The following is a 25,611-nucleotide window of genomic DNA, read 5'->3' on the forward strand; positions in this document are numbered from 1 at the left end:
GTCATGACAGCGCAGCAGGGCGGCATCGAGCGCCCCGCCGCGACCGCCTCGCACTGGGATCGCTACGGATGGCTCATGGCGGTCGTCTGGATGATCTTTCTGGCGTACCCGGTGATCGCTCTGCTGCGCTCAGACGCGTCGCGGGCGTGGATCGTCACCGGGTGGGTGGCACTGGTCGCCTTCGCCGCAGTGTACGTCGTCGGGTTCGTGCGGGGCAGTCGCGGTGGCGGCGGGCTCGGCTCTCCGCCGGTGCGCGGACAGTGGATGTTCTTCGCCGTGCTCATCGCCTGCGCGGCGCTGTCGGTGCCGGCAGAGGGGCTGCTGGCACTGACCTTCCTGCCCTTCATCATGTCGTTCGCCTCATACGGCCTCACCCGCGCAGCCCATTGGATCACCTCGATCGTCGCCGTGCTGATCACCACCGGCTGCATCCTGCTGCTCCCCGGCGGCACCGCGTATTTCGCGCTGCTTGTGGTGGTGATGCTGCTGGGCGTGGTGAACACCGTGTCGACATGGTTGATCATCCGCTCAGCGCAGGCCGAGCGGCTCGGACTCGAGCTGGCCACGAGCGAGGCGCGCGAGGCGCTCGCCCGCGACGTGCATGACCTCATCGGGCATTCGCTCACCGTGGTGCAACTGAAGTCGCAGCTCGCGGCACGTCTGATCGACGCCGATCCCGCTCGGGCGAAAGCCGAACTCGCCGCCATCACCGCTCTGACCGCAGAGGCGCTCGCCGCCGCACGCGCCACGGTCGCCGGCGCGCGCAGCACCACCTTCGGCGAGCAGCTGGCACGCAGCGGCGAGGCCCTCGCCGCCGGGGGCGTGGCGCTGCAGGTGCACGGAGCACCGGACGCGCTCTCACCGGCCCAGGAGCTCACGGCCAGCTGGATCCTGCGCGAGGCGACTACGAACCTGCTGCGACACAGCGCGGCCCGTCGGGCGCGGGTGACCGTGGCCCCGGGGTGGCTCTTGGTCGAAGACGACGGGTGCGGCCTCGACGGCGATCAGACCGGTGCGGCAGAGGGCAATGGGATCCGCGGCATGCGAGAGCGCGCTGCGGCCGCGGGCGCCGCATTCCGCATCGGACCGGCCGCGGGTGCGGGAACGCGGGTGGAGGTGCGCTGGTGAGCCCGCTGCCGCAGCGCACGGCGCCCCACAGCATCCGCCTGCTCGTCGCCGATGACCAGGCGCTGGTGCGCGGTGCGCTCGCCGCCCTGCTCGAGCTGGAGCCCGACATCGATGTGGTCGCCACCGCCGCGGACGGCGAGGAGGCGTTGCGCCTGACAGCCTCGCTCACGCCGGATGTGTGCCTGATGGACATCCAGATGCCAGGGATCGACGGCATCGAGGCGACCCGTCGCCTGCGCGCGGCCAGCCCGGCCACACGGGTGCTGATCGTGACGACATTCGCCCGTCCCGGTTACCTGCGAGATGCGCTGGAGGCGGGCGCGTGCGGATTCATGGTGAAGGATGCGCCCGCCGAGCAGCTTGCCGACGCCGTGCGACGCACGCATGCCGGACTGCGGGTGCTCGATCCGGCGCTCGCCGAGAAGAGCCTGTTCGAAGGGGCGAATCCGCTCAGCGACCGGGAACGGCAGGTGCTGCGGCTGGCCGCCGACGGCAGGTCGGCCGCAGCCATCGCATCCGAGGTCTTCCTCTCCGCCGGAACGGTACGCAATCACCTGTCGGCGGCGATCGGCAAGACCAGCGCCGGAAACCGCGCGCAGGCGGTGCGCGTGGCGCAGGACAAGGGCTGGATCTGAGTCGTCGCCCGGGGTGACACCCGGATGCCCGCGGTCAGGAGTTCGCGCGGATGATCTCCTGCTGGTACGGCGCGATGACCTTGCCCGAGATGCGCAGATCGAGCACCAGGAAGTGGCGCTCGGCCGGGTCTTCGGATGCCCAGGTGCGCAGGCGCTCGAGGTCGTCGAGCGTGCGCACGACGACGCCCTCCGCGCCGACGGCTGCGGCGAAGGCGGCGAAGTCGACCTCGGGGATGAGCATGGGGCCCTCGGCGAGCCCCTTGAGGCCGTAGAGGTTCACCTCGGCGCCGTAGGCGGCGTCGTTCCAGATCACCGCGATGCCGCGACCGCCGGCCGCGCGCACGGCGGATTCGAGGTCGGCGATCGCCATCAGGCCGCCGCCGTCGCCCGAGGTCAGCACGATGGTCTGCTCGGGTCGCGCGCGGGTGGCGCCGACCACGCTGGGCCAGCCCTGGCCGATCGACTGGAAGGCGGTGCCGACCATCATCATGCGGTCGGGCGCTGCCACCGGCCAGTACATGTTCGCCCAGCCGATGAAGTGGCCGCCGTCTGAGACGACGACGCGGTCCTCCGGCAGCAGCTCCGCGATGCGGCGCGCCGCCGAGCGAGGGTCGAGGCGCCCGTCGGCGGCGAGATCATCGCCGTCCGCGTACGCGCGGGCGGCCTCGACGTCGGCCGTCTCGCGCCAGGGGGCGTGCGCGGGAGCGGATGCCGGGGTGCTGAGCCGCTCGACGAGCGCCTCAGCGGCAAGACGGGCATCGGCGCGCACGAAGCCGCCGACATGGGCGTGGGTCGCCGCCGGCGCCACGTCGACCTGGAACACTCGCGTGCCGGGCGCGAACAGCTCACCGAAGCGCATCGTGAACTGGTTGAGCGACGCACCGAAGACCACGGCGACATCGGCCTCGCGGATCAGCTGCATGGCGCCCTCGGCGCCGAACCCACCGGTCACTCCCAGGTCGTACCGGGTGTCGGGGAAGACACCTCTGCCCAGGGCAGTGGATGCGGTGAGCGCCCCGGTCGACTCCGCGAGGGCCCCCAGGGCGTCGCGCGCGCCGGCGAGCCACGCGCCGCGGCCGGCGAGCAGGAACGGGCGCTCGGCCGAGCGCAGCGCGTTCGCGATGTCATCGAGCATCCCGTCGGCGAACTCGCCGCGGGGCGCGAGCGGCGCGGGGATGCGCGGCACCGGGGCCGGCGCGACGGCGCCCGCCTCGAGCGAGGCGACGTCGTAGGGGATCGCCAGCACGACGGGCACGCGGTAGGTCAGGGCGTGCTCGATCGCGATGACGGTGGTCGCGGCGGCGTCGGCGTGCCCGGTCGTATAGGTGCGCGCGCCGACGGCCGATGCCATGGCGATCTGATCCACATCCCACGGGCGCGGGCCCGACGTGGGCTCGTCGCCGACGACGAGCACGAGCGGCACGTGCGCCTGCACGGCCTCGGCCAGCGCCGTCAGGGTGTTCGTGAACCCCGCACCGTACGTCGAGGTGGCGGCGGCGATGCGACCGGATGCGCGGAAGTGCGCATCGGCGGCGACCACAGCGCCCTGCTCGTGGCGGACGGCGGTGAAGACGGCGTCGGTCTGCTTCTCGAGCGCATCGAGGAAGTACGCGTTGCCGTTGCCCATCACGCCGAAGACGTGGTCGATGTGCTGGGCGAGGGTGAGGGCCACGTGGGCGGAGACGGTGGGCATGGTGAAGCGCCTTTCAAGACAGGAACGGAGGAATCCGTATATGTCTCGCGCCTCGTCGCGGAGTGCTTCGTGCCCCTTTTTCGAGCACCGGCCTGAGGGGCCGGACTCTCCGATTCTATCCGGCGCACCTGCGCGGGTGAACGCTCGCCCGCGCCGAAGGATAGCCCCCGCGCTGCGATGCGTCGAGGTCGTGGTGGCGAAAGGCTCAGCGGCGCAGAGTGGATCGCTCAGCAGCACGACCGCAGCAGCACGACCGCACCACCACGGAGGGCACCATGTCGGGAAACCTGGAGCAGCCCGCGTCGCAGGGCGATGCGCAGACCAGCACCGCGAAAGAGCGGCAGGCGCCGCCACCCGACGACGCGCGCAAACCGCAGACCCCGCCCGAGATCGACAAGCCCTCGTGGAAGTACGCGCTCAAGCGCGCCTTCTCGGAGTTCCTGCGCGACCGGTGCACCACGCTCGCCGCTGCGCTGACGTACTACAGCGTCCTGGCGATCTTCCCCGCCCTGCTCGCCGTGGTCTCGCTGGTGGGGCTGTTCGGCAAGGCCGACGAGACCACCGACCTCCTGCTCAGCGTCCTTGGCCGCGTGGCCGATGATTCCGTCGTTCAGGTGCTGCGTCAGCCGATCGAGCAGCTCGCTCAGTCGAACACCGCAGGCCTCGCGCTCATCATCGGTCTGGCCGGCGCCATCTGGTCGGCCTCGGGGTATGTCAGCGCCTTCTCGCAGGCGATGAACACCGTCTACGAGATCGATGAGGGTCGTCCGTTCTGGAAGCTGCGCCCGATGGTGCTGCTGCTCACCGTCATCCTGCTGATCATCGCGGTGGCGATCGTGCTGCTGGTGATCGTCTCCGGACCGATCGCCGAGGCGATCGGCGAGACTATCGGGCTCGGAGAGGTGGCGCTCACCGTGTGGAGCATCGCCAAGTGGCCGGTCATCGTGCTGCTCGCCATCCTGGCCCTGGCGATCCTGTACTACGGCAGCCCCAACGTGAAACAGCCGAAGTTCCGCTGGATGAGCCTCGGAGCGTTCGTGGCGCTGGTGATCATGGTGATCGCCTCGCTCGGCTTCTTCTTCTACGTGATCAACTTCAGCAACTACCAGAAGACCTACGGCAGCATCGCCGGCGTCATCATCCTGCTGCTGTGGCTCTGGATCGTGAACCTGTCGCTGCTGTTCGGCGCGGAGTTCGACGCCGAGATGGAACGAGGGCGTCAGCTGCAGGCCGGGATCGAGGCGGAGGAGAGCATCCAGCTGCCGCCGCGCGACGACCGGCAGAGCAAGAAGATGCAGGAGAAGGAGCAGAAGACCATCGAAGAAGGTCGACAGCTGCGACTGCGCGCGGAGAACGACTCCCGCGACGATGACGACGACCGGCGCGGTGGGGACGCCAGGCGCGGTGAGGACGCGCCGAAACGCTGATCGCGGGTCGTCGATCTGAGCGGTGGGCGTCTAGCCGTGCAGGGCGTGCTCTGCGGCGAGGTCGAGCGTCGACACCGAGCGGTCGTCGAGCCGGATCGCGGTGACGGTCTCGGCCGGCAGGGGAGTCCAGCCGTCGCCGGCGACACCGGTCGATCCGACCGAGATCGTGCCGTCGGCGCCTTCGCGCCAGCGCAGCGCGAAGTAGTCCTCGTTGTGCTCGCTGGGCAGCACATCGGCCAACGGGGCGAGGCGGGAGAGATCGTGATCGGTGAGGATGCTGGTGGCACTGGCGTGCACGACGACGAGCTGGTCGGCATCGAGAACCAGGGCATTCAGGCTGGCGAGCGGGAACAGCTCTCGCAGCATCGTCGCGACTCGCGTCGTCGCCTCGTGCAGGCCGAGTCCCTCCGCCACCTTCTCGCGGATGAGCGCGAAGTACATCTCGCTGTCGGTGGTGCCGGTGAGTGTCGCGACGCTCTCGGCCGAGAGCAGTGACCGCAGCTGCTCGAGCGGCTTGATCGAGCCGTTGTGCGCGAAGGCAATGCCGTCGGCCGTGAAGGGGTGCGCGTTGGAGTCGAGCACGGGCAGTCCGGCGGTGGCCCATCGCAGGTGCACGATCGCCGCGCGACACTCGGCATCCATCGCCTGATCGAACGCCGGGTCGCCGATGGCGGATCGCGCCGAGCGGTGCGCCGCAGGCGGCTGCCCGGGCGCGCTCACGCCTGCCCAGCCCCAGCCGTCGCCGTGCAGGCGCGCCAACGAGAGCAGGCTCTCCATCCCATCTCGGCCCAGCTCACGGCGGGCAGCGGAGCGATCTGATGAGACGAAGGCGAACAGGCGGCACATGACGGAAAGACCTCGGAAATCGGGATGAGGGATGCGGCGGGCGACGCGATCCCTCCTTCGTTTCTACCTCATTCCGGCTGAACAGGCGCGGAATCCGTTGGCTCGGCATGGCATCGGTGTAACAGAATGGAGCGGTGACTGAGGCAGACATCGAGCGCGAGACGCTCACCTGGGACGGATTCGGCGACGCGACACGCGAGCTCGCACGAGACATCATCGACAGCGGCTTCGTGCCCGAGGTCGTCGTCGCGATCGCCCGCGGAGGTCTGCTGCCGGCCGGTGCCATCGCCTACGGCCTCGGCGTGAAGAACTGCGGTGCGATTAACATGGAGTTCTACACGGGGATCGGCACGGTGCTCGATGCACCCGAGGTGCTGCCACCCGAGCTCGACATGGAGTACCTCGACGGCCGGCGCGTGCTGCTCGTCGATGACGTCGCCGACTCGGGCCGCACGCTCGCCCTTGCCGTGCAGCTGCTGAAAGAGAAGGGCGCCGACGTGCGCTCGGTGACGATCTACACCAAGCCCTCGACGATCATCCAGCCGGACTTCGCCTGGAAGGACACCGATCGCTGGATCAACTTCCCGTGGTCGTTCAAGGGCACGGTCGTCGAGGAGGATCAGGGGCTGCCAGCTTCGGCGTGAGACGTTTCGACGCGCTTCGCTCGCTCAACGACCGGGTGTGGATGCCCGAGGCGTGACTCGTGGCGTCGCGATCAGCCGCGCAGCAGCGACCTGAGCGACTGGATGGTGTCGGCCTCGTTCGCCGTCTTGTCGGTGCGGTAGCCCTTCACCCGCGCGAAGCGCAGCGCGATGCCGCCCGGGTACCGGGGCGAGCGCTGCACGCCGTCGATCGCGATCTCGACGACGGTCTCGGGCCGCAGGAACACGGTGCTCGCCGTGCGGCGGGTCTCGAGCGAGGGGAAGTTCTCGGTCTGCCAGCGCAGCAGGTCGTCGGTGAGTCCCTTGAACGTCTTGCCGACCATGACGAACTCGCCCGGCTCGCCGAACTCGCCCTCGGGATCGCGGGCACCGAGGTGCAGGTTCGACAGCATCCCGGTGCGCCGGCCCGATCCCCACTCCGCGCCGAGCACGACCAGGTCGTAGGTGAGCACGGGCTTCACCTTCACCCACGACTTGCCGCGGCGCCCAGCGGAGTACGTCGATCCGACGGCCTTGACGAGCACGCCCTCGTGGCCGGCGGCCAGAGCCTCGCGCGAGAGCCGCTCGGCCTCATCGGCGTCGTCGGTGACGACGCCGGGCATCCGCCACTCACCGGCGACGCGCTCTAGCTCGGCCAGTCGCGCGCTGAGCGGCTCGTCGATGAGGTCGCGGCCGTCGACATGCAGGATGTCGAAGAACCAGGGTCTCAGGGCCAGTTCACGAGCGACGTCGGCTCCGAAGCGCGACATCGTCTCCTGGAAAGGACGCGGGCCACCATCCTCATCGAGCGACAGCGTCTCGCCGTCGAGGATCACGTCGTGCGCGGGCAGCGAACGCACGATCTCGACCAGCTCCGGCACGCGATGCGTGACGTCGGCGAGGCTGCGGGTGTAGACGCCGACCTCATCGCCGCGGCGGTGCACCTGGATGCGCGCGCCGTCGAGCTTGTACTCGACCGACGCGCGGCCGGTGATCCCCAGCGCCGCCGTCGGCGTGGCAGCGGTGGACGCGAGCATCGGCATCACCGGTCGACCCACGGTCAGGCCGACGGCCTCGAGATCGCTCTCGTCGCCGGTCAGCGCGATCACGGCGGTCTCGCCGAGATCGCCGGAGAGCATCGCTGCGCGGCGGACCGAGGCCGCAGGTCGTTCCGAGGCGCGGGCGATCGCATCGAGCAGGACGCCCCCGAGCGCTCCGGTGCGCAGCTCGCCCATCATCGCTCTGGAGAGCAGATCCCATTCGGCGGCGGTGCACCGTGCGGCGAGCTCGTGCAGCACGCTCTGCCGCGCGGCCGTCGAGCCGGCTCCGGAAGTCGCGGCCAGGGCATCCAGCGCATGATCGACCTCTGTGATCGTGAGCGTCGCCGCTTCGGCATGAGCGAGGTCGAGGCCGGCGAGCGTGCGCCAGCCGACGCCGAGCCGGCCCTGCCGGGGTGCGGCGAGCAGCAGCCCGATCAGCGGGCGCAGCTCGTCTGACGGCGCGGCCGCCAGCAGCCGGGCGAGTGCGTCGATCTTGGCCAGACGGGACGACGTGGCAGAGACCTCATCGGTCGCCGAGAGCAGCTCGGAGAGCATCATCCCGGCATCCTCCCACCGGCCGCCGACATGGAGGCAGGGGGTTGCGCGTACCGGCGTCTCCTACCCGCCGGGCGAGGCGCGGGATGGGAAATGCCGGCGGGGGATGCCGGGTACCGGTGTTTTCCATCTCTTCGACGAACGAGGGATGGAAGATGCCGGCGGGGGATGCCGGGTACCGGTGTTTTCCATCTCTTCGACGAACGCGAGATGGAAAATGCCGGCGGCGGATGCCGGGTACCGGTGTTTTCCATCTCTTCGACGAACGAGGGATGGGAAATGCCGGCGGGGGATGCCGGGTACCGGTGTTCTCCGCCTCCGGCAAGCCGGATCAGCGTCCGCGGAACTCGGGCTTGCGCTTCTGCTGGAATGCGGCGAAGCCCTCGCGGTAGTCGTCGGTATCGCAGAGCGCGGCCTGCGCGGCGTTCTCGAGATCGATCGACTCCCAGAGCGAGAGCCGCTCGTCGCGGATGCGGGCGATCAGGCGCTTGCTGGCGAGGAACGCCGCAGTCGCCCCGCGGGCGGCGGCGTGCGCGGCATCCATGGTCGCCGTCTGCACCTCGTCGTCGGGGAAGACGCGGGAGAAGAGACCGGATGCCACCGCCTCGGCGCCCGACATCAGCCGTCCGGTGTAGATGAGATCGAGCGTCTTATGGGCCCCCAGCCGCTCGGCGAACAGGGCGTGACCGCCGGAGTCGAGCGTCGCGCCGAGGGCGGCGAACGGCGAGCCGATCTTCGCCGACTCGGCGACGTAGACCACGTCGGTGGCGATGAGCAGGCCGAGCCCGACGCCGAGGCACGCGCCGTGCGCGGTGGCGAATGTGGGCGCGGGGAACGCCGCCATTCGCTTCAGCAGCGGGGTGACGATGCCGCCGAGAAAACCGATGACGTCGTCGTCACGCGGATCCACCGCCGAGATGTCGCGCCCGGCGCAGAACGCGCGCCCCTCACCGCGCAGCACCAGGGCGCGCACACCGCCCCGCTCTGCCTCCTCGTACGCCGCGCTCAGCTCGCGCAAGGCGTGCTCGTCGAGGGCGTTGAGCCGATCCGGCGCGTTGAGGGTGATCCGGGCGACGTCGTCTGCGATCCGGATGTCGATCATGCGCACTCCTTGTGGTTGGTTCCCTGAGCCTGCCGAAGAGCTCGACCCAGTCGAAGGGCGAGGCCCTGTCGAAAACTCACACGTCGTAGTCGACGACGAGTCGGTCGCTGGTGGGATGGGACTGGCAGGTGAGTACGTAGCCGCGCTCGAGCTCGTCGGGCTCGAGCGCGTAGTTCTCGGTCATCGTCACGCTGCCCTCGCGCACCCGAGCGCGGCAGGTGCCGCACACTCCGCCGGAGCAGGCGTACGGGGCATCCGGTCGCACCCGCAGCGCGGCGTTGAGCACCGATTCGTGCGCGTCGACCGGGCTCTCGACGCTCGACGAGACGCCGTCGAGGTTTATCTCGATCCGAACCGTCTTCTCGCCCTGGCGCACGTGCACCCGGCGGGGACCCCGCTCGGCGACGGCATCCCCGGTGGTGAACAGCTCGAAGCGCACATGCTCACCGGGCACGCCGACATCGGCGAGCACCTCGCGGCACAGGTCGACCAGTGCGAACGGCCCGCACAGGAACCACTCGTCGACGGTCGACGGCAGGATCAGCGACTCGAGGATGGTGCGCAGCTTCTGCTCGTCGATGCGGCCCGAGAGCACCGGGGCCGTGCGCTGTTCACGCGAGAGCACGTGATGCAGCACGAGCCGGGTCGGGTAGCGGTCTTTGAGCTCGGCGAGATCTTCGAGGAACATCACGTCGCTGGTAGACCGATTCGTGTACAGCAGGGTGAAGCGCGTCGTGTCGGATGCCGCGAGCAGGGTGCGCGCGAGTGCCATCATCGGCGTGATGCCCGAGCCCGCGGCGATGCCGACGACGTGCGTGCCCTCCAGTTCGTCGAGTCCTGAGGTGAAGGTGCCCTGCGGGCTCATCACGTCGATCTGGAATCCGGGAGTCAGCTCGGTCTGCGCCCAGGTCGAGAACAGACCGCCCTCGTCGCGCTTCACCGCGATGCTGAGGCTGGTGGCGCCGTCGCGCACGGGTGCGGGTGGGCGGCACAGCGAGTACGAACGGCGCACCTCGGTGCCCTCCAGCTCCACCCGCAGCGCGACGTACTGGCCCGGCAGGTAGGCGTACTCGTCGGCGAGATCGGCCGGGACGGCGAAGGTCACCTCGATGGCGTCATCGGTGAGGCGGCGCACGTCTGAGACGGTGAGTGTGTGGAACCGTGCGCGGTGCCGGTCGGCGGAGAGCGGCGTAGCATTCTCGTCGCGGGTGGCGGCGACGGGCATCCGGAACAGCGGCATCAGATCGCCTCCATCAGATCACCTTGAAGTGGTCGAACGGCTCCAGGCAGGCGCGGCATTCGTACAGCGACTTGCACGACGTTGAACCGAAGCGTGAGATCTCGCGGGTGTCGAGCGATCCGCACCGGGGGCACTTCACCGCGAGGGTCACGCGGATGGGCCCCTGGCGATGGACCGCCCGGCCCGACGGCGGGGCGATGCCGTACTCGACGAGCTTGCGCTTTCCGTCGTCGCTCATCCAGTCCGTCGTCCAAGCGGGCGAGAGCACGAGGCGCACCTCCACGTCGGCGAAGCCGTCGGCGGTGAGCGCGAGGACGATGTCGTCGCGGATGGCGTCCATCGCCGGGCATCCGGAGTAGGTGGGAGTGATGTCGACCGTGACGCGCTCGCCATCGAGCCGCACGTCGCGCAGCACGCCGAGGTCGGCGATGGTGAGCACGGGGATCTCAGGGTCGGCGACCGCGGCCGCGACCTCCCGCGCGCGAATGGCGCGGTGAGTGGGGCGCTGAACCTGCCCCGGCCCCTGAGCTTCCCCGGGTTCCTGGGCCACCCCGGGACCCCGAGCCCCCCTGGGCCCCTGGGCATCCCTGGGGCCCTGAGCCTGTCGAAGGGTCACCATGTCGCCCCCGGATGCCGCCGGGCGAGCACCTGCATCTCGGCGAGCAGGTGACCGAATGGGGTGGCGTGCGAGCCGCGGCGGCCGCCGGCGCGGGATGCCTTCGCATCGGGCGTCATCAGGCCGGCCTCGGCGAACACGGTCTCGACCACGGCGTCGAAGCCGGCGCGCAGCGTCGACGGCCGCACCGCGACTCCTTCGAGGCGGTCGATCAGCGGCTCATCGCGGAACAGCTCGTCGACGTACGGCCACACGTCCGTCAGCGCGCGGATCATCTTGCCGCGCGAGAGCTCGGTGCCGCCGGCGAGACGCAGCACCCATTGCACGGCGTGGTCGCGGTGGTAGTCGACCTCTTTGAGCGATTTCGCGGCGATCGCGGCGAAGGTCTCATCCGTCGACCCGCGCAATGCCGAGTACAGCTCGTACATGTACGTCGAGGCGATCAGCTGCCTCGCGATGGTCTGGGCGAAGTCGCCGTTGGGCTGCTCGACCAGCCATGAGCTGCGGAACTCCGGCTCATCGCGGAAGAACGCCAGATCGTCCTCGCTGCGTCCGTCCCATGAGCCGGCGTAGCGCAGCAGCGAGCGCGCGTGCCCCAGCAGGTCGAGGGCGATGTTACCGAGCGCGACGTCCTCCTCCAGTTCGGGGGCGCGTGAGATCCACGCGCCGAGCTGCTGCGAGAGGATGAGCGCGTCGTCGCCCAGCCAGAGGGCGTACTCGGCCACGTCGGCCGAGGGGGCGCGATTCTCGCCGCCGGCGAGTTCGGATGCCAGGTGCCGTTCTTCTACGGAGACGTGAACGTCGTCGTGGGGAGGCGTGGGCGTTTCGACGGGCTGGGGCGCGGTTCCTGAGCGAGCGAAGCGAGTCGAAGGGTGCTCAACGACCGGGGTGTGGACGTCGGCGCTCACAGGTGCGGCACCCCCTCCGACGCCGTGTAGTACGTGGCGTGCCGGTAGTTCTTCCCCTCCGAGCTCTCGAAGAAGGCCTCCTTGGCATCCGGATCGCTGGTCGTGATGGCATCCGACGGCACCACCCAGATCGACACTCCCTCGCCGCGGCGGGTGTAGAGGTCGCGGGCGTTGCGCACGGCCATCTCGGCATCCGGAGCCACGAGCGATCCGACGTGCACATGGCTGAGTCCGCGGTTCGCGCGCACGAACACCTCCCAGAGGGGCCAGGCGGTCTGATCGGTCATGACGCCACCTCCTCTCGCAGCGCGCGCTTGCGGGCGTACTCCGCGGCGGCCTCGCGCACCCACGCGCCCTCCTCGTGCGCCGTGCGGCGGCGCTCGAGGCGTTCGGCGTTGCACGGGCCGTTGCCCTTCAGCACGTCGAAGAACTCGTCCCAGTCGATCTCGCCCATGTCGTACCGCTGGGTCTCGTCGTTCCACCTCAAGTCGGGGTCGGGCAGTGTGATCCCGAGGATCTCGGCCTGCGGCACGAGCATCCCGACGAAGCGCTGACGCAGGTCGTCGTTCGAGAAGCGCTTGATCTTCCACTTCATCGACTGCGCCGAGTTCGGCGACTGGTCATCCGGCGGGCCGAACATGGCCAGGCTCGGCCAGTACCATCGGTTCACGGCATCCTGCGCCATCTGGCGCTGCTCGTCGGTGCCCTGCATGAGCGCCAGCAGAATCTCGAATCCCTGCCGCTGGTGGAACGACTCCTCTTTGCAGATGCGAACCATCGCCCGCCCGTACGGGCCGTACGACGCGCGACACAGCGGCACCTGATTGACGATCGCGGCGCCGTCGACCAGCCAGCCGATGGCGCCCATATCGGCCCATGTGGGGGTGGGGTAGTTGAAGATCGATGAGTACTTCGCCTTGCCCTCGATCAGCTGGCGCATCATCTCCTCGCGCGTGGTGCCGAGGGTCTGCGCGGCCGAGTAGAGGTAGAGCCCGTGACCCGCTTCGTCCTGCACCTTCGCGATCAGGATGGCCTTGCGCTTGAGGCTGGGCGCGCGGGTGATCCAGTTGCCCTCGGGCTGCATGCCGATGATCTCGGAGTGCGCGTGCTGCGAGATCTGCCGGATCAGCGTCTTGCGGTACGCCTCGGGCATCCAGTCGCGGGGCTCGATGCGCTGCTCGTTCTCGACCAGCTCGTCGAAGCGCCGTTCTTGTTCGGAGGGTGCATCGTGCACGAGGGAGAGGTCTGCGGGACTGGTCATCATCGACTCCATCGGTTTACTGACCGTTCGTTTGGTAATTCTCGCATGCGGGAGTCGGGCGATCAAGGCAGGTGTCAGCGAGCGCGGCGCAGCAGGGCGAGCAGAGCCTGTCCGTATGCTTCGGCGGGTTCCGGATGCTCGAAGCGCAGGCGCTCTCCGGTGATCTCTATCTCTACGACGAAGGCGTCGGTCAGCCGCTGCAGTGAGCGGAACGTGCCGCGCAGCAGCTCGCGCAGCTGATCCTCGCGCGGCAGCCACACGGCCTCCGTCAGCTGCACGGCGTCGAGGGCCCATTCGGTCGTGCCGTTGAAGGCGAGATCCGTACCCGAGGGTGTCGCGCGCGCCTCGATCGTCATCTCGCTGACGGTGAAGATGTCGGCCTCGGCCTCGAGCTCGATGTCTACGGGCAGATCGAGCGCGAACCGGTCGCCGCTGGCCGGATGCCAGACGAGACCGTTCTCGCGCAGGGTCACGGCCAGTTCGCGGCTGATCATGTCTCTACGGTAGGCGACGGGCGGATGCCCTGGGATGTGCTTGCGGGCTCGCCGTGGTGTCGGCGGGGTGCGGCAGAGTGGATGCATGGCCTCATCGACCTCGACCGACATCCGCGATGCCGCGCTCGCAGCGCTGCGCGAGCTCGTCGGACGGCCCGACGCGACGTTCCACGACGGGCAGTACGAGGCAATCGAGGCGCTGGTCGCCGAGCACCGCCGGGCGCTCGTGGTGCAGCGCACCGGGTGGGGCAAGTCGGCGGTGTACTTCGTCGCGACGCTGCTGCTGCGCCGGCAGGGCGCGGGACCGACCGTGCTCGTCTCGCCGCTGCTCGCGCTGATGCGTGACCAGATCGCGGCGGCCGAGCGAGCCGGTGTGCGGGCGGTGGCGATCAACTCGACGAACGCGCATGAATGGGCCGAGGTGATCGCCAGGCTCGACCGCGATGAAGTCGACGTGCTGCTCGTCTCGCCCGAGCGGCTCAACAACCCCGCCTTCCGCGAGAACCAGCTGCCTGCGCTGGTGCGGCGAATCGGGATGCTCGTGGTCGACGAGGCGCACTGCATCAGCGACTGGGGGCACGACTTCCGCCCCGACTACCGGCGCCTGCGCGAGCTGATCGCCGAGATGCCTGCCGGCGTCCCCGTGCTGGCGACGACGGCGACGGCGAACAGTCGGGTCGTCGCCGACGTGGCCGAGCAGCTCGGCGGCACCTCGCCGGCTGATGCCGGGGTTCTGACGATCCGCGGGCCACTGGCCCGGGCATCCCTCCGCCTCGGCGTGCTGCAGCTGCCCGGGTCGGCGCAGCGGCTGGCCTGGCTGCTCAGCCATCTGAACGATCTGCCCGGATCGGGCATCATCTACGCGCTCACGGTGTCGGCGGCGGTCGACACCGCCCGGCTGCTGCGCGAACAGGGGCACGAGGTGCGTGCGTACACGGGCCAGACGGATGCCGACGAGCGCGAGGAATCGGAGGGGATGCTCAAGCGCAACGAGGTCAAGGCGCTCGTGGCGACCAGCGCGCTCGGCATGGGCTTCGACAAGCCCGACCTCGGGTTCGTCGTGCACCTCGGCGCCCCGTCGTCACCCGTCGCGTACTACCAGCAGGTCGGCCGCGCCGGCCGCGCCAGCGACAGTGCCGACGTGCTGCTGCTGCCGGGAGTGGAGGATCGCGACATCTGGCACTACTTCGCCACCGCGTCGATGCCTGATCGCGAGCGCGCCGAGCGCGTGATCGCGGCGCTGGGCGATCAGCCGCTGTCGACTCCGGCGCTCGAGGCGATCGTCGACATCCGACGCACGCCTCTCGAGCTGCTGCTGAAGGTGCTCGATGTCGACGGCGCAGTGCGGCGGGTGCAGGGCGGCTGGGTCGCGACCGGTCAGCCGTGGGTGTACGACTCCGAGCGGTACGAGCGCATCGCCGCCGAGCGTCGCGCCGAGCAGCAGCACATGATCGAGTATCAGCAGACCGACGGCTGTCGCATGGAGTTTCTGCAGCGCTCACTCGACGACGCCACGGCAGCCCCATGTGGTCGCTGCGACAACTGCGCCGGCACATGGTTTCCGTCCGAGATCGGCTCGGATGCGGGCGCGGCGGCATCCGGAGCCCTCGATCGCGTGGGCGTGCCGATCGAGCCGCGCAAGCAGTGGCCCACCGGCGGCGACCGTGTCGGCGTGCCGGTGAAGGGGCGCATTCCCGCCGGCGAGCAGGCGGGGGAGGGGCGCGCCCTGGCGAGACTCACCGACCTCGGCTGGGGAGGAACGCTGCGGCAGATCTTCGCCGTCGGAGTCGCGGATGCCGAGGTGACCCCTCAGATGCTCGACGCGTGCGTACGGGTGCTTGCCGGCTGGGGCTGGGAGCGGCGCCCCGTGGCTGTCGTCGCGATGCCGTCGCGATCGAAGCCGCTGCTCGTCGACTCGCTGGCCAGGGGGATCGCCGATATCGGGCGGCTGCCGTATGTCGGAGCGCTCGACTTCGCGAACGGCGGGCCGAGCGGTGAGCCGGGCGGCAACAGCGTGTTCCGTCTCGCCGGTCTCTGGGAGCGCTTCAGCGCCGATGGGCTCGCCGTGCCGGAGGGGCCTGTGCTGCTCGTCGACGACCAGGCCGACAGTCGCTGGACGCTCACGGTCGCTGCCCGCGAGCTGCGCCGTGCCGGGGCGAGCGAGGTGCTGCCCTTCGTGCTGGCGCTGCGGGGCTGACCCCTCGGTGTTCCGCCGCCATCCGCGAGACTTCTGTTCCAGCACGAGACGGCCCGCGCGGAGCACTGTCTCGTGCTGGAAGGCAAGTCTCGCGTGGCCGGGCGGGTGTCCGCTGCTCTCTCCGAAAAGTTTTTCTGATCTGGGGAAACCGAGCCCTCGAATGTCGGTGGCCCTCGCCAGAATGGAGGTATGAACAGCCCCGCCGATGCTCTCGCTCAGGTCGCCGCCGACCTGCGTGATCTGCTGTCGGGCGATGCGCTTGCGGGGCTGTCGGATGCGCAGCGCGCGGAAGCGCTCGCGGGGTTGGGTGAGATCTCGCGGCTGGCAGATGCGGGCATCGTCGAGACCGTCGCGACCGCCGACACCGAGTTCGGGCATCGGTTCGGCTGCCGCGGCATGAACGAGATGCTGCGACGGGCGGCACTGGTCGACGCGTCCTCCGCAGCGCGGATCATCCGGGCGGCGGAGGCCGTGCAGCGTGAGACGAGTCTGGTGTCGGGGGAGCGGATGCCGGCCCGCTGGCCCGCCCTGCGTGAGGCGCTGCTCGACGGTGCGGTCGGCGTCGCAGGTCTGCTCGCGTCCGTCGCGCCGCTGGAGCGTGGGCGGGATCGGATCACGGTCGAGCAGCGGATGTGGGCCGACGCGAACCTCGCCGCGTTCGCCTGCGGCGACGACCTCCCCGGCGACCACGACGATGCCGATCACGGTGATCACGGTGATCGGGGGCAGGCGCCGCGAGCATCGGCGGACGACCTGAAGCAGTTCGCGGCCGCACTCGCCATCGCCCTCGACCCAGACGGCGCCGAGCCGTCAGACGAGCGCGCGCAGGCGCGCCGAGGGTTCACGATCGGCCGGGTGCGCGACGGTCTCCACCCCGTGCGGGGAGGCCTCACCCCTGAGCTGGCTGCGCAGTTCCAGCTCATCGACGATGCCTACAACAACCCGAAGGTCGGCGGTGCTCCCGACACCGGCGTCCGCTTCACCTTCGACGACGACCCCTCCAGCGACGACGAGTTCAACACCGACCCTCGCAACGTGATCGATCCGCGCACGCCTGCGCAGAAGCGACACGATGCGCTCGCCGCCGCTCTCGGCATCGCCGCCCGACACAGCGAGATGCCCTCGCTCGGCGGTGCAGCCCCGACTCTGGTGGTGCACGTCGACGCCGCAGATCTGGCAGTCGGCACCGGCTGGGCGACCCTGCCCGGATCCGAGACCGCCGTTCCGCTGCACGTGGCGACCCACACCGCCTGCACCGGAGCCGTGCAGCGCGTGCTGTTCGACGAAGGCCGCATCGTGGGGATCACGACCACCGACCGGGTGTTCACGGTTCACCAGCGCCGGGCGATCGTCGCCAGAGATCGGGAATGCCTGATTCCCGGATGCCATGTCCCGGCGACCTGGTGCGAGATCCACCACGTCGTCGAGCACGCCCGGGGCGGCCCGACGCATACCGACAACGGCGTGCCGCTCTGCTGGTGGCATCACCGCTCGGGCAGTCTGGGTGGGAGATCCGCATGAACGGCGGCCTCCCGCAGATCCGCGGACCGGCCTGGTGGGACGCCGAGCAGAAGTGGCGTACGCCGAGACTGTCCACCCTTCACGAGCGGCGTCGCCGCCGCGACGGCGTGCTGCGGATATGAGCCGACGTCAGTCCCGGTCGGAAGCGCGGCTGGCGGCGGTCGACTTCTCGACCACCGCCAGGATGAACGACTCTTTGCCCGCGTTGTAGTCCGCCCGCTCTGTCACGGTGGCGGCGAGATACCGCTTCAGCCGCTCGTAATCCCTGGCCAGCGTGGGATCGCCGCGCAGAGCGTCGCGGAAGGCGAGGTGATCGCGGGCCCACGCCGAGTTCACCTCGCCGACGTGAATGTGCACCTCGCGCACCCGCCCGGCCGGCGGCCGGAAGAAGCGGAAGTCGCAGCCGCGCGCCCGCAGCACCATGCCCACGCTCTCGAGCGCGGGAGCGTACGACGATTCATTCGACAGATCGGGCACCTGCACCTGCATGTCGATGACCGGCTTGGCAGCCAGCCCCGGCACGGCGGTGGAGCCGACGTGGTCGACCCGCGCAGGAAGTGGTGAGAGCACCTCCGTCAGGCGCTCCTCCCACAGCCGGCCGATCTCAGGCCATTCATCTGACCAGCTCTGGATCTCGATCGCCTCGCCGATCGGCTGGTCGAACCACTCGACATCCGGGTCGCTCATCTTTCGGACTGGCCTTCCATCGTCCACCATGCGACAGCCACAAGACAGAGACCGTCGTCTGTGTCGCGGTAGAACACGTCGCCCGGGTACTCGACGCCCGGGGCCACGCGGTCTTCGGGCAGCGACAGATTGATGCTCCACTGCGGATCGAGAGCAGCGAACTGTTCCCAGTACTCGGGAACGAACCTCTCGGGTTCCTCGGCGGAGAGCCCTTCCCAGTCCGCGGGTTCTCGGAGTTCGGGATCTGCTCCGTTGCACACGAAGCCGCTCGCGTCGCCCTGCGCGGCTGCTTCGATCAGCCTCTCTGTTGTCGAGATCGTGGTCGCACCATCCTGTCCCCAGATGAGGCTGTCCATCCCCGCGCATCCCGAGAGCCCGATCACCGAGGCAGTCGCAATGGCGGCCGAGACAGCTCTCGTCGTTCGTCCCATGGGCTCAGAGTAACGATCCAGTATGCGGCGGCTGTCCCCGAAGCGCCCCCTCGTTCAACGTCGGCGATCGAAGTGCTGCGACGATCGGCTTGAACTCGCTCACTTCATAGGCGGACGGCAGGCCGCCGAATCCTTGACAACCGCCGTCTGGATGCGTCAGAGCCGCCGCTCGTGTCGTCGTGGCTTCAGCCGGTCCGGGGCATCGGTCGCGGGCGGGAACTCGCACGTGAACCAGCCGTCGTAGCCGAAGAGGAAGCCGAAGATTCGGTTTCGCACTTCGAGTGAGATGTGGAAGGCGCCCTCAGCCTCGTCGTAGCGCTCGTGGAGTTCGGCGCGACCCGAGAACAGCATGGGGAACCGGAACGCGATGGGCCCCTCGTAGAAGCGCTGCTCATCCGACCGCAGAACGAGGCCACCGTGCTCGTCGACTTCGAGGTGCAGATCGACGGCGAGGTGCTGGTGCGTGCCGAGGTAGTCCACGATCGTCGTACGGTCAGGGTCGAGCACCATCGTCGCGTCGAACCGCGCCGGCCGTCGTCGCGCACGATACTCGCGAACGAACGTCACCGTCTCTCGACCGTACGGGTCGAGGTACGGGTAGTTCTCGATGACGAATGGCACGTTCGCGCCGGTGTCGGCGACGAGGATGTGGCGCAGCCGACCGATCAGCAGAAACGGAACCGTCCACCATGGGCCTCGGCGGATTCGGCTCATGGTCCCGCGTCCGACGCATCCGTAGCCGTTCGCCACCGAGATGCCGAACCGTCGCTGCATCATGGGATGCAGACGTGCGAAGGCTTCGTCTCCGAGCGCTGCCCGGAACATCGGAGTGCCGCTCACGAGACGCTGACCTTCTGCAGCGTCTGCGGAGCATCAGCCATCGCGCCGTCACGCGGTGGGACGGTGCGACACCGCGAGGCGCGGGGTCTGCCCGAATGCCAGAACCACACGACCGACAGCAGGGGCCACCGATTCGGTTCTTCGCCGCGCTCGGCCCAGATGCGCAGTCGGTCGAAGCTCCATGCGGTCATCCAGAGGATCGCCGGCCGCATCACCAGATCGGCGACCCGTCCCCAGCCCGGCTGATAATCGTAGCCGGTGATGAATCGCACGCCCTCGGCGGTCGGCACATACCGCCAGTACCCGCGGCCGCTGCGCAACGGCGACACGCGGTCGTCGGTCGAGAACGCGAGCGCGGATGTGCGGATGCCGTCGTGGCGGGTCTTCTCTCCGAGTGAGATGCCCTCGCCCCGGATCACGTGCAGCGGCAAGGCCCGTTCGTACCGGAACCGCGACCGGCCCGCCGAATCAGAGCCGGTCGGCTCGATCCTGCTGAAGCGCAGGTCCCATCGCGGATGGAGGTCTGGATCCTGCGTCAGCGCCCAGACCGTCTCCACATCGGCTCGGATGAGCACCTCGACATACAACGCCTGCGACCGACGCATGCTCGACCCCCGACTGCTGTTCGCCGACACTCTGACACTCCACGCTACACGGGACGTCAGTCGCGGTCGGGCCGGATGCCGCGGAACTCCACCGGGTTCCCCTGCCGGTCGTACGTGATCGCAGTGCTGATCGTCAGGTCGACGCCGGGAAGCAGTGGCACCCGGCGCGGGCGCCCAGAGCCGCCTCCCGACACCGAACCGCTGACTCTCACGCATCACCACGGCGTTCGGTCAGCCACCGTCGCTGATCCACGAGGCTTGCACGGTCCGCGGCGTCGAGTGGCGTGCTCTCGAGAAAGCCGTAATACTTGTCCGTCTGTGCGTACATCACTGTGAGGACGGTCAGACCTCGTTCGCGGCGCACATTGCGATCCTCGGGTTCCAATATCCACACCGCTTGGGATGCGCCGACCAGGGCTCCTCGCAGCACAGTGAAATGTGAGGTGTTGGGCTCGGAAGGACTGCCGGAAACGCTCGTCACAATGGCAAACGGCAGACTTTTTCGGTTGGCGTGCATGGTGAGCGGTATGCGCCGAATGCACTCAGCCGGTCGCTCGCTCCGCGATTCTTCTGTTGTGGAAGGTGATCACTGTCAGCGTGGCGATCGGGCCGGCCAGGACGATAGCGAAAGGCCAGTACCAGGCGCTTGTGCTGAGCAGGGCAGCCCCAAGGACGATGAGACCAGCGCCGATAGCTCGGAGCAGGACTGATCCGGGAGGAACGATCTCGGCCCTTCGGTAGAAAGGGAGGCTGGTAGTCGGATTCGCGCGCGAGCCAGCCGACCCTGAGCATGTGATCGAGGCTATCAAGGCCATGCAACGAATGGAGGCGCACCACCAACGATTGCCGTAGGCCGGATTTGGCAGGGGTTTTCGGAGGCCGCGAGTACTGTGGGCGGATGCGAGTGTATGTTCACGGCGCGGGTCGCCGGGGCCGTGACGCCTGGCCCTCGATCCCGGACCAGGGGTTGCGCTTTGCGAGTCTTGACTTCACTGGACCGATGGACGAGAACGTTGCATCTTTCGCAGCACTCACTCCGCGTAATGCGGTCGTGTTCGCGCATTCCGCCGGCGCCGTGCCCGTTTTTCTGGCTCTGCAGGCACGTCAGATCGCCCCGCGTGCACTCGTTCTCCTGGAGCCTGGTCTCTATGACGTCGCCAGGGGTGTCCCGGTGATCGAAGATCACATCGAGACGATGACGCGCGCCCGAGCCCTTTCTCGAAGTGGCGACCTGTTCGGTTACTGGTCCATCGTCCGGCCGCTCATGTTCGGAGGCCCCGCCGACCGTTCTCGTTGGGACGAAGAGCGGGAGGCAGCCGCGAGATTTGAAGCGAAGCAGCCCCCGTGGGGATTCGGAGTGACGAGCTCCGCGATCAACGGAGTGCCCACCCTTGTCGTCACTGGAGGGTGGAACTCGGAGTACGAGGTGATAGCCGGTGTCTTGGTAGGAGAGGGCGCAGAACACGTTCAGCTCGCCGGCACGAACCACAGACCGCAGGATCATCCAGGCTTCGCCGACACAGTTGACGGGTTCCTCTCCGGCCTATGAGCGGGCCGCCAGAAACAATCGTTTGCGGCGCGAACCCGCAAACGATCTGGAGCGGCAGACCATTAACGTCCACCGAAATGCCGTTTGGGGTCGAGGTCTTCGATTGCGGGCTGGGCCCCGGTGAGTATCTCAGGCGCGCTCGCCCAGCGGACGCAGCAAATTCTCGTCCGCGGGGAAGGGGACGGAGTAATAGAGTTCTGGGGCGTTCACGTCGCCCCAGTCGTCCTTCTTCACTCGAACCCCGTCCGTGGAGACCTCTGTGATCCGCACCCTCAGCCAGGAGCCGCTGTCAAGGCGGAGCTCGTACGGGTCCGCGAGGTAGGCGAGGCCGAGACCGTCGAGAGTTTCCTCGGCCGTTAGCCAGTCGACGGGTTCCGTGCGCTGCCTGCCAAGCAGATCGACAACGATGAACTCATTCTCAGTCGGTTGCATCCATCCGATGAGTTCTCCGTCGCCGCCTCGGCGATGCTCGATCCAGTCGTTCTTCACTCATCCAGCATAGGAAGAAGAGCGCCGCTGGCGCACTCCGCCGAAAACGATCGTTTGCGGCGGATCTCTCGTTTGGTGCCCGGTTGCCACGCCGGTAACGTTCTCCGGAACGTGCTTCTGGCAGACGCTATTGGCGGGTCTATGGGCGCTGCGACGAGCACGGTGGCGACCGGACGACGTGGACCTTCATGGCGTGATCGCGTACACGTTCTCTGAGATCTTCATCGCGTTGTCAGGGACAGGCACACCGTCGGGAATGACAGCGAAGCTACCAGCTGGCCCTTGTGATGCAACCCCGGAGGTGCCTCCACACGCGATGGAGCCCTCGGAGTCTCCAACCAAGGCGACGAGGCAGACGGACGACGCCTCAATACCTTCAGCTATCCACAACGACGTTCCCTTGTGCTCGCCAACATAACGGGCCGTAGAAAAGTTGATCGTCTCGATCGGGTCTTCGTCGAGCGCGGGCAGCTTGTCTTGAGACGTGTGCGGTTTCCGAAGGTCGGCAAAGTCATCTTTCACTGAAGCCGAGCACCCGGAAAATACCAGGATCCCGCTCGCAACGAGCGTGATGACAAGCAGTCCACGTGCCTTAAACATGGCTACAGTATGTCGGAACGTGCGCGTCGGCGTCGCCGTAAACGATCGTTTGCGGCGGTCGAGCACGACGGTCGGCCGGACGCACTTCAGAAACGTGAGCCATAACCTACTTCGGCGGCGATTTTCGGGCGAAGAACGTCGAGTGTTAGCTCGCGCTATCGTCGACCAGCCGGCCGAGGAAAGCGCCCTGACCGGCACCGATCACGTGGGCCTTCTCGAGTGGGACCCAGTAAAGCTCGAAGCGGATGCGCTCACCCACCCCGTCGTTGTCCTCGTGCGCTTCCCATCGCTCGGGCAAGTCCTTGCTGTCGGTCGTCAGGTGAAAGTAGTGCCGCGCATGGGTGGCATCAGCGTAGGGACGCATGTCATATTCGCCGGTGCCGAGATATTGCACGATGCGCAACCCACCCAGCCCGGTTTCTTCGCTCGCCTCTCGAAGAACCGCATGCTCAGGCAGTTCTCCTGGCTTCACCGTCCCAGCAGGCACCTGCAATCCCGCTTCATCCCATGGCAGATCAGCATGGCGAACCACCACGATCCGGCCATCCTTCACGATGTAGGCGACCACCTTCTGCGGACGATTCAAGACCTCTCCTCAGGATTTCAGGAGCTGACGACCGTACTTCCGTCCGGCCTACCCGACGGCTGTCGTTCAGCTTCCTGTCGGAGCCACCGTAATTCATCGCACCGGACGCCGCCGCAGAAGCCTGCCGAAAACGATCGTTTCCGGTGAGGTCAGGTGTCGAGCGCTTCAACGGGTGCCACTAACGTTCGCCGGAAGCGTGTTTCGGCAGGCGCTTTCGGCAACTCCTGTCGCTCGCCGGGGAACGGAAGCAGTCGATGCCTATCCGTCGAACACCTCACCACTAGCAAATGCGGCATCCTCGGCTAAGAGTTCTACGAGGGGCGTTGGACACTTCGTAGAGATCACTCGTTCTGCTGACGGCATTGGCTGCGAGCGAAAATCGGCCCTCACGTCGTAGCAGGTATATACCTCGCTTGGCCCGTTGTAGGCATGGCCATCATCGGTCGGGATGGCCGGTCGTGGTCCTGAGGTGATGAACACCGACACGTGAGCGGAGGCTTCCGTCGACGAGATGTCGTAAAGGACGATTCCGCCCTGCTCGATCTCGAACTCAGCCGCTGAGCGGGCGTCGCCATCCCACCGTGCGCCCGGCAGAGTGTCGAGGTAAGCCGTCGGACCATCAACCGGGGGGCTGTAGAGACGCTGGGATAAAGGATCTTCGAAGGATGCGACTTGTCGCCAGAGCGCACCATCTATTGCGCTGGGATAACCATGGTATTCGACAGCGCATCCTGTGAATGTTGATGCCGCCACGATTGCGCAGAGGAGGATCGCGCCCGCTCTGCCGTTTCGCCTCATCTCCACTCTCTCACTCTCTCACTCCGAAGCTCGGGATCTGTCGGAGATGTGGTTCAAAGAGATTTGTGGAGAATTGCAGGTGCGAGGTTGGACCGGACACCGACCCATCGATGCGTGCCGTGAAGCAACACCGGCCGCCGACAGAGAACCGCACCTGGTTGTATCACCCGTGGAGGTCAAGCGGGCACGTTAGCGGCGATAGCTCCTGGTGCGAGGCGCGAACGCCGCCGAAAGGATCGTTTCCGGTGCGGTCCAGAACTAAGGCTCGGAAGGCCTGCCACAAACGTTCGTCATAACCACCAAACGGCAAGGGTTTCCGGCTGATCTCGCGGAGACACACGCAGTCCGTTCGCGAACGGCGACGGCAGGTGTCGCGCAACCCATCGTTTCTGACTGATTCGGTTAGAGTCTCACGGCGAGCTGCCGCAGTGGCTCTCCGAAACTCATTCGGTGGTGGGGACTTTCAACGGACCTCGGTGACTATCTCGTCGCAGACATCTGGGCCACGCCCGGGCGTCGCTACTCGTCGTCGGTGCATTCACGGTCGGCAGCCCGGTCGAAGTCGGGAACGGGCCGGTTCTGCGCGTCCTCGGGTGTCGTGGCGAGTCCGTTGCGTTCAATATCGTCGATCAGCCAGTCCATTTCTAGGATCTCTCGCCGCTGAGCTTCGCTGATCCCGGCGGCGAGCTCGCAGACCCGGATGTCCTGAATCTGCGCTCGTTCAGATCTGGTGATCGCAAGGGAGTGGTGGGGAATCATGGCCCGCATGTATGCGGTGTCGTCGACGGTGATCTGGCTACGGTCGAGCGCGACGCCGCCTCCGAGCAGGAGGACGCTGACGATGACGACGGCGATGTTCGCTTTGGTGTTCTTGTACATGTTCAGCATCCAGGCGAGCATAACGAGGCCCATGGCGCCGCCCATGGTGAGAGCCATGAATATGCGGCTCTCGCTGAAGCGGATGTGTCCCCATTCCCACACTCCGGCGAACATCGTCCAGTACATCACGACCATGCCGGTGAGGATCATCGCCGCGAAACGCAGGTACATCTTCAGCGAGCCGTGCTTCTTGTCCTTTGCTTGTCGTTCGCTTCCTTCATGGGCGTCCTGTGACATGTGATTCTCCTGTTCGTCTGGATTGGTTGCGCGTCGCGCGGTTGACGAGCGTCCGGTTCAGAGGGTTGCGAGGAGCGTGGCGCACGCGTCTTCGCATCGCCGGCAGGCCGCGGCACACACGGTGCAGTGTTCGTGCATGGTGTGCTTCTCGCACTCGTCGGCGCAGCTCGCGCACGCGGTGCGGCACGCTTCCAGGGCTGCCCGGGTGAGGTTGGTGTCGTAGCCGGTGTGTCGGGACAGGATGCGCGCGGTGGTGTCGCAGAGGTCGGCGCAGTCCAGGTTCGTGCGGATGCACTTCGTGAGCTCTGAGACCATCTCCTCGCTCAGGCACGCATCCGCGCATGCGGTGCACGATTGGGCGCAGTCCATGCAGGCCTCGATACAGTCCACGAGCGCCTTCTGGTCGACCTGTCCGAGGTCCTTCGGATAGGAGCGGAGCACTTCTGCCACGACAGTCATGATCGAATCCTCTCGTCGTCCTGGAACTCTCAAACTACGATCACGGTGTCGCCTGCGGCACCCCGTTGAATACCCCGGGAGGGCATGGTAGCCCCAGCCGTGATGCGGCCTCAACGCTCAGGGCGCAGTGTCTCGCTGATCCGTTCC

At 67.8% G+C, this 25,611-nt stretch carries 28 protein-coding genes; 8 read left to right on the forward strand and 20 right to left on the reverse strand.

Annotated elements, in window-relative coordinates; all coding sequences use genetic code 11:
- Positions 1 to 3 precede the first annotated feature (3 nt).
- Both V2S05_RS00085 and V2S05_RS00090 read left to right on the forward strand, forming a co-directional pair.
- The gene (locus V2S05_RS00085; protein ID WP_413633211.1) at positions 4 to 1,128 is read left to right on the forward strand and encodes a sensor histidine kinase; all 1,125 of its coding nucleotides are present in this window, start codon (positions 4 to 6) and stop codon (positions 1,126 to 1,128) included.
- Positions 1,125 to 1,763 carry a response regulator gene (locus tag V2S05_RS00090; RefSeq protein WP_413633213.1) on the forward strand — a complete coding sequence of 213 codons (639 nt, stop codon included), beginning with the start codon at positions 1,125 to 1,127 and terminating at the stop codon, positions 1,761 to 1,763. Before V2S05_RS00085 ends, V2S05_RS00090 begins: the two co-directional genes overlap by 4 nt.
- A 34-nt stretch (positions 1,764 to 1,797) precedes the next feature.
- On the opposite strand, the gene V2S05_RS00095 is transcribed toward V2S05_RS00090, so the two are convergent.
- On the reverse strand, positions 1,798 to 3,456 hold the full coding sequence (locus V2S05_RS00095) for a thiamine pyrophosphate-binding protein (RefSeq protein WP_413633215.1): 1,659 nt from the start codon (positions 3,454 to 3,456) through the stop codon (positions 1,798 to 1,800).
- 275 nt (positions 3,457 to 3,731) lie between these two features.
- Here V2S05_RS00095 and V2S05_RS00100 point away from each other — a divergent pair, with 275 nt between their 5' ends.
- On the forward strand, positions 3,732 to 4,883 hold the full coding sequence (locus tag V2S05_RS00100; protein ID WP_413633217.1) for a YihY/virulence factor BrkB family protein: 1,152 nt from the start codon (positions 3,732 to 3,734) through the stop codon (positions 4,881 to 4,883).
- A 30-nt stretch (positions 4,884 to 4,913) separates the two neighbouring features.
- Here the strand turns inward: V2S05_RS00100 and V2S05_RS00105 are convergent, their stop codons facing one another.
- Positions 4,914 to 5,729, reverse strand: a complete 816-nt coding sequence (locus V2S05_RS00105) for a class II glutamine amidotransferase (protein WP_413633219.1) — start codon at positions 5,727 to 5,729, stop codon at positions 4,914 to 4,916.
- Positions 5,730 to 5,863: 134 nt separating this feature from the next.
- On the opposite strand from V2S05_RS00105, the gene V2S05_RS00110 reads away from it, so the two are divergent.
- Positions 5,864 to 6,373: a phosphoribosyltransferase gene (locus V2S05_RS00110; protein ID WP_413633221.1), complete on the forward strand. Its 510-nt coding sequence runs from the start codon at positions 5,864 to 5,866 to the stop codon at positions 6,371 to 6,373.
- A gap of 71 nt (positions 6,374 to 6,444) precedes the next feature.
- Here the strand turns inward: V2S05_RS00110 and V2S05_RS00115 are convergent, their stop codons facing one another.
- From V2S05_RS00115 to V2S05_RS00150, 8 genes are all read right to left on the reverse strand, one after another.
- Entirely contained in the window at positions 6,445 to 7,968 is a 1,524-nt protein-coding gene (locus V2S05_RS00115; RefSeq protein WP_271638318.1) for an ATP-dependent DNA ligase, read from the reverse strand.
- Positions 7,969 to 8,296: 328 nt separating this feature from the next.
- The gene (locus tag V2S05_RS00120; protein ID WP_413633223.1) at positions 8,297 to 9,067 is read right to left on the reverse strand and encodes an enoyl-CoA hydratase/isomerase family protein; all 771 of its coding nucleotides are present in this window, start codon (positions 9,065 to 9,067) and stop codon (positions 8,297 to 8,299) included.
- Between the two features lie 76 nt (positions 9,068 to 9,143).
- Entirely contained in the window at positions 9,144 to 10,292 is a 1,149-nt protein-coding gene (gene paaE / locus V2S05_RS00125) for a 1,2-phenylacetyl-CoA epoxidase subunit PaaE (protein WP_413635176.1), read from the reverse strand.
- A gap of 28 nt (positions 10,293 to 10,320) precedes the next feature.
- Positions 10,321 to 10,857 carry a 1,2-phenylacetyl-CoA epoxidase subunit PaaD gene (gene paaD, locus V2S05_RS00130; protein ID WP_413633225.1) on the reverse strand — a complete coding sequence of 179 codons (537 nt, stop codon included), beginning with the start codon at positions 10,855 to 10,857 and terminating at the stop codon, positions 10,321 to 10,323.
- Between the two features lie 62 nt (positions 10,858 to 10,919).
- Positions 10,920 to 11,696 carry a 1,2-phenylacetyl-CoA epoxidase subunit PaaC gene (gene paaC, locus V2S05_RS00135; RefSeq protein ID WP_271639697.1) on the reverse strand — a complete coding sequence of 259 codons (777 nt, stop codon included), beginning with the start codon at positions 11,694 to 11,696 and terminating at the stop codon, positions 10,920 to 10,922.
- A 131-nt stretch (positions 11,697 to 11,827) separates the two neighbouring features.
- Entirely contained in the window at positions 11,828 to 12,118 is a 291-nt protein-coding gene (gene paaB, locus V2S05_RS00140) for a 1,2-phenylacetyl-CoA epoxidase subunit PaaB (RefSeq protein ID WP_413633226.1), read from the reverse strand.
- Positions 12,115 to 13,092, reverse strand: a complete 978-nt coding sequence (paaA, locus tag V2S05_RS00145) for a 1,2-phenylacetyl-CoA epoxidase subunit PaaA (protein ID WP_413633228.1) — start codon at positions 13,090 to 13,092, stop codon at positions 12,115 to 12,117. Before paaA ends, paaB begins: the two co-directional genes overlap by 4 nt.
- A gap of 74 nt (positions 13,093 to 13,166) precedes the next feature.
- Positions 13,167 to 13,586 carry a pilus assembly protein CpaE gene (locus V2S05_RS00150; RefSeq protein WP_413633230.1) on the reverse strand — a complete coding sequence of 140 codons (420 nt, stop codon included), beginning with the start codon at positions 13,584 to 13,586 and terminating at the stop codon, positions 13,167 to 13,169.
- Between the two features lie 85 nt (positions 13,587 to 13,671).
- Between V2S05_RS00150 and V2S05_RS00155 the strand changes: the two genes are divergently transcribed.
- The 3 genes from V2S05_RS00155 to V2S05_RS00165 all read left to right on the forward strand — a co-directional run bounded on the left by V2S05_RS00155 (position 13,672) and on the right by V2S05_RS00165 (position 17,426).
- Positions 13,672 to 15,783: a RecQ family ATP-dependent DNA helicase gene (locus V2S05_RS00155; protein ID WP_413633231.1), complete on the forward strand. Its 2,112-nt coding sequence runs from the start codon at positions 13,672 to 13,674 to the stop codon at positions 15,781 to 15,783.
- 189 nt (positions 15,784 to 15,972) lie between these two features.
- Positions 15,973 to 17,304 carry a DUF222 domain-containing protein gene (locus tag V2S05_RS00160; protein ID WP_413633233.1) on the forward strand — a complete coding sequence of 444 codons (1,332 nt, stop codon included), beginning with the start codon at positions 15,973 to 15,975 and terminating at the stop codon, positions 17,302 to 17,304.
- Complete coding sequence (locus V2S05_RS00165) at positions 17,301 to 17,426, forward strand: hypothetical protein (RefSeq protein ID WP_413633234.1); 126 nt, start codon at positions 17,301 to 17,303, stop codon at positions 17,424 to 17,426. Before V2S05_RS00160 ends, V2S05_RS00165 begins: the two co-directional genes overlap by 4 nt.
- Before the next feature lie 7 nt (positions 17,427 to 17,433).
- On the opposite strand, the gene V2S05_RS00170 is transcribed toward V2S05_RS00165, so the two are convergent.
- The 5 genes from V2S05_RS00170 to V2S05_RS00190 form a co-directional block, all read right to left on the reverse strand.
- Positions 17,434 to 17,991, reverse strand: a complete 558-nt coding sequence (locus tag V2S05_RS00170; protein ID WP_413633235.1) for a GrpB family protein — start codon at positions 17,989 to 17,991, stop codon at positions 17,434 to 17,436.
- Positions 17,988 to 18,422: a hypothetical protein gene (locus V2S05_RS00175; RefSeq protein ID WP_413633236.1), complete on the reverse strand. Its 435-nt coding sequence runs from the start codon at positions 18,420 to 18,422 to the stop codon at positions 17,988 to 17,990. The genes V2S05_RS00170 and V2S05_RS00175 overlap by 4 nt, the downstream gene beginning before the upstream one ends.
- Positions 18,423 to 18,578: 156 nt before the next feature.
- The gene (locus tag V2S05_RS00180; RefSeq protein WP_413635178.1) at positions 18,579 to 19,247 is read right to left on the reverse strand and encodes a DUF4166 domain-containing protein; all 669 of its coding nucleotides are present in this window, start codon (positions 19,245 to 19,247) and stop codon (positions 18,579 to 18,581) included.
- An 11-nt stretch (positions 19,248 to 19,258) separates the two neighbouring features.
- Entirely contained in the window at positions 19,259 to 19,867 is a 609-nt protein-coding gene (locus tag V2S05_RS00185; RefSeq protein WP_413633237.1) for an SRPBCC family protein, read from the reverse strand.
- 208 nt (positions 19,868 to 20,075) lie between these two features.
- Positions 20,076 to 20,384, reverse strand: a complete 309-nt coding sequence (locus V2S05_RS00190) for a hypothetical protein (RefSeq protein WP_413633238.1) — start codon at positions 20,382 to 20,384, stop codon at positions 20,076 to 20,078.
- A 483-nt stretch (positions 20,385 to 20,867) separates the two neighbouring features.
- On the opposite strand from V2S05_RS00190, the gene V2S05_RS00195 reads away from it, so the two are divergent.
- Positions 20,868 to 21,416, forward strand: coding sequence for an alpha/beta hydrolase (locus V2S05_RS00195; protein WP_413633239.1), 549 nt, complete (start codon positions 20,868 to 20,870; stop codon positions 21,414 to 21,416).
- A 129-nt stretch (positions 21,417 to 21,545) separates the two neighbouring features.
- Here the strand turns inward: V2S05_RS00195 and V2S05_RS00200 are convergent, their stop codons facing one another.
- From V2S05_RS00200 to V2S05_RS00220, 5 genes are all read right to left on the reverse strand, one after another.
- A complete protein-coding gene (locus V2S05_RS00200) occupies positions 21,546 to 21,905 on the reverse strand; it encodes a hypothetical protein (RefSeq protein WP_271638300.1) in 360 nt (119 codons plus the stop codon).
- Positions 21,906 to 22,091: 186 nt separating this feature from the next.
- Complete coding sequence (locus V2S05_RS00205) at positions 22,092 to 22,505, reverse strand: hypothetical protein (protein WP_413633240.1); 414 nt, start codon at positions 22,503 to 22,505, stop codon at positions 22,092 to 22,094.
- Positions 22,506 to 22,650: 145 nt separating this feature from the next.
- Positions 22,651 to 23,091, reverse strand: a complete 441-nt coding sequence (locus tag V2S05_RS00210; protein WP_340088059.1) for an NUDIX hydrolase — start codon at positions 23,089 to 23,091, stop codon at positions 22,651 to 22,653.
- 1,317 nt (positions 23,092 to 24,408) lie between these two features.
- Complete coding sequence (locus V2S05_RS00215; protein ID WP_413633241.1) at positions 24,409 to 25,005, reverse strand: DUF305 domain-containing protein; 597 nt, start codon at positions 25,003 to 25,005, stop codon at positions 24,409 to 24,411.
- Between the two features lie 57 nt (positions 25,006 to 25,062).
- On the reverse strand, positions 25,063 to 25,464 hold the full coding sequence (locus V2S05_RS00220; RefSeq protein WP_413633243.1) for a four-helix bundle copper-binding protein: 402 nt from the start codon (positions 25,462 to 25,464) through the stop codon (positions 25,063 to 25,065).
- Positions 25,465 to 25,611: the final 147 nt, after the last annotated feature.

This window comes from Microbacterium sp. OR16, from assembly GCF_047306725.1.
Taxonomy (GTDB): domain Bacteria; phylum Actinomycetota; class Actinomycetes; order Actinomycetales; family Microbacteriaceae; genus Microbacterium.